This is a genomic window from Kitasatospora sp. NPDC058190 (assembly GCF_042883685.1).
Lineage (GTDB): Bacteria > Actinomycetota > Actinomycetes > Streptomycetales > Streptomycetaceae > Kitasatospora.
On sequence record NZ_JBHVVI010000275.1, the window covers coordinates 1 to 2,465 of the forward strand.

Here is a 2,465-nt window from a genome sequence, read left to right on the forward strand (position 1 = left end):
TCACCCAGCAACGGCCGGACTTCGTCCTCCGTCGCCTGAACGGCGAGCATCGCACCGCCGGACGGCAGCGCCTGCATGAGGCGGCCGCGAGCGGCTACCAGGGCACAGGCGTCGGCCAGGGAGAACACTCCGGCGATGTAGGCGGCCGCGATCTCGCCGATCGAGTGCCCCGCCACGAACTCGGCTCGCACGCCCAGCGATTCGACGAGCCGGTACAACGCCACCTCGACGGCGAACAACCCGGCCTGGGCGTAGGCGGTCCGGTTGATCAGCTCCCCGTCCGAGCCCCACACGACCTCGCGGACCGGCAGGTCGAACTGCGCGCAGACCGCGTCGAAGGCCTCGGCGAACACGGGGAAGCGGGCGTACAACTCCTGCCCCATGCCGAGACGTTGGGCGCCCTGCCCGGAGAACAGCAGTGCCGTCCTGCGCTCGCCGTCGGCGACGCCCCGGGCCACCTCGGTGCCGTCCAGCAGCACCGCCCGGTGCGCGAACCGCGATCGCCCGGCGGCCAGCGAGAGGCCGACGTCCACAGGCGAGGCGTCCAACCCTTCGAGCCGGGCGAGCTGCGCGTCCAGTGCGGCCTCCGACTTGCCCGCCAGCACCCACGGCACGACGCCCGGCGCCACCGACGGCTCCGGCGCGGGGGCTTCGACCGGCGGCGCCTGCTCGACGATCACGTGCGCGTTGGTGCCGCTGATCCCGAACGCCGACACGCCCGTACGGCGCGGCCGACCGGTCTCCGGCCACTCCTCCGCCTGCGTGAGCAGCCGGATGTCACCGGCCGTCCAGTCGACGTGCGAGGACGGCGCGTCCACGTGCAGCGTGCGGGGCAGCACGCCGTGCTGCATCGACAGCACGGCCTTGATCACGCCGGCCGCACCGGCGGCGGCCTGGGTGTGGCCGATGTTGGACTTCAACGAGCCGAGCAGCAGCGGGCGTTCGCGCTCCTGCCCGTAGGTGGCAAGGAGCGCCTGGGCCTCGATCGGGTCGCCCAGGGTGGTGCCCGTCCCGTGGCCCTCGACGAAGTCGACCTCCGCCGCCGAGAGGCGCGCGTTGGCGAGGGCCTGGCGGATGACGCGCTGCTGGGACGGGCCGTTGGGAGCAGTGAGGCCGTTGGAGGCACCGTCCTGGTTGACGGCGCTGCCGCGCACGACCGCGAGCACCGGGTGCCCGTTGCGGCGGGCCTCAGAGAGTCGCTCCAGCACCAGGACGCCCGCGCCCTCCGACCACCCGGTCCCGTCCGCCGCGTCGGCGAACGCCTTGCAGCGTCCGTCCGGGGCCAGTCCGCCCTGCCGGGTGAAGCCGGGGAAACCGAGCGAGGACGACATCACGGTGACGCCGCCGGCCAGGGCCAGCGTGCACTCGCCGCTGCGCAGCGACTGCGCGGCCAGGTGCATCGCCACCAGCGAGGAGGAGCACGCCGTGTCGACGGTGACCGCCGGGCCCTCCAGCCCGAAGGTGTAGGAGATCCGGCCGGAGACCACGCTCGCGGCCAGGCCGGTGCTCGCGTGGCCCTCGATGTCCTCCTGGGCGTTCATGACGAGCGTCAGGTAGTCCTGGCCACCCGTGCCGACGAAGACGCCGGTCCGGCTGCCGCGCAGCGCCGTCGGGTCGATCCCGGCGCGCTCGACGGCCTCCCAGGACGTCTCCAGCAGGAGCCGCTGCTGCGGGTCCATGGCGAGGGCCTCGCGCGGCGAGATCCCGAAGAAGGCCGCGTCGAAGTCGGCCACCCCGTGCAGGAAGCCGCCCTTCGCCGTGGCGCTTCGCCCCCGGTCGCCGGGGCCGCCGCCGAGCAGGGTGTCGAGGTCCCAGCCGCGGTCGGTCGGGAAGTCGGAGATGCCCTCGCGGCCCTCGGCGACCAGCGCCCACAGCTCCTCGGGCGTGCCGATCCCGCCGGGCAGGCGGCAGGCCATGCCGACGATCGCGATCGGGTCGTCGGCGGTGGCGGCGGACGCCGCGGCCGGGGCCACCGGCTCGTCGTGCCGGCCGAGCACCTCCGCGAGGACGAGGTCCGCGATCGCGGCCGGGGTCGGATGGTCGAAGACCAGGGTCGCGGGCAGGCGCAGGCCGGTGACGGCGGTCAGGCGGTTGCGCAGCTCAAGTGCCGTGAGGGAGTCGATGCCGAGGTCGTGGAAGTCCCGGTCGGCGGCGACGGCCTGCGGTGAGGCGTGGCCGAGGACGGCCGCCGCCTCGGTGCGGACGAGGTCCACGACGTGGCGCAGGCGGTCGGTCTCGCGCAGCTCGTACAGACGGGCGGCGAGGGCCGTCATGGTCGCGGCGCCGGTGCCGGTGGCGGAGGCCGTGCGGCGTCCGCCGGGCAGGAGGGCGCGGAACATCGTGGGCACCTCGCCGCGCGGGCGGGCCCCGGCGGCCATGCGGCCGGTCGCGACCAGGTAGGGCTCGTCGACGGCCATGGCGGCGTCGAGCAGCGCGAGACCGTCCTCCTCGGCCAGGGGCGGGAC

General features: G+C 74.9%; 1 protein-coding gene. It reads right to left on the reverse strand.

The genetic code is table 11. The features are described from left to right. Positions 1–2,465: beta-ketoacyl synthase N-terminal-like domain-containing protein (locus ACFVWU_RS44730; protein ID WP_387632436.1), on the reverse strand; the 2,465-nt coding region annotated here is incomplete at both ends.